1 protein-coding gene is annotated in these 957 nt (G+C 46.3%); it reads left to right on the forward strand.

From position 1 onward, the window contains the following. Positions 1-304 precede the first annotated feature (304 nt). The gene (locus AC27E8_RS06640; protein WP_487097090.1) at positions 305-814 is read left to right on the forward strand and encodes a hypothetical protein; all 510 of its coding nucleotides are present in this window, start codon (positions 305-307) and stop codon (positions 812-814) included. Positions 815-957 lie beyond the last annotated feature (143 nt).

A 957-nucleotide genomic window follows, 5' to 3' on the forward strand; every position in this document is an offset into this window, starting at 1 on the left:
AATATGAGAGGGAGCAACTACGGGCACAGAAGGTGGGGCTTCTCGTGGATCTTCTCTTGGGCTTTGAGGATCGGTTGTCAGATGACGCGGTGGAACGCATCGTGACGACTGTGGCGGATGTGATGCTGGACAAGCATTGATAGTTAAGAAGGATAGACGAGTGGCGCACTCGAATTCACGCAATGTTTCAATCTCTTTCGAGGAGGAGCAAACATTGCGTGGAGATGTCATCAGCGGATTACTCAGTTTCTTGTCAAGCGGAGTATATTCATACACATTATACAGAATTAAAGGTGTGAGTAAGGTGAAGCAAGAAGCCAATAAGAAAATATTCGAAACCTTCATTGAGCCTGGATACGAGGTCCTCCGACCGTATGTCTATGAGGTGAGTAATCGAGTGGGCGTGTTTCTTAAGAAGCGCGAACTGCTCGAAGATCGGTACCAAGTTCGGGACAAGATGCTCGATGTTTTTAGAACCAGTACACCCGAAACAGCGCGAGAATGGTATCTTGCGTTCGCTGCTTTAGATCTAGAGGACAATAAAGACCAAAGGAAGTGGATTCGACTTTGTGAAAGGCTGGCGAATGCCTGCTTGTCCTATCAAAGGAATCCTGGAAAATATAGAACACCTTTCTCATCTTGGGAAATTGCTATCCTGCAAACTCGCCAAGAAACCCCAAATGAGTACTCGAGATGGATCATCACACTGTGGAAAGTTGGAACTTGGCTGAGTGTTGCTGGGGTTGACATCATCTATCTTTTTGTTTTGTTAGCAACAATCGCATTGATTTTAGTTTTCTTAAAAATCGTCTGACCCCACCCACCGAAAATCCGGCAGGTGGGAGCGCGCGGAATGGCTAAAGTCAAGTTGCTCCTCAACTATAGCATGTCTTCCGTAGATTCTCCAACAGCGCATCCTGATTGCCTGTCATTTGGCAAATGGTTAGAGAGCTCCCA

The sequence above is a fragment of the Alicyclobacillus sp. CIJ1 genome (assembly GCF_057538885.1).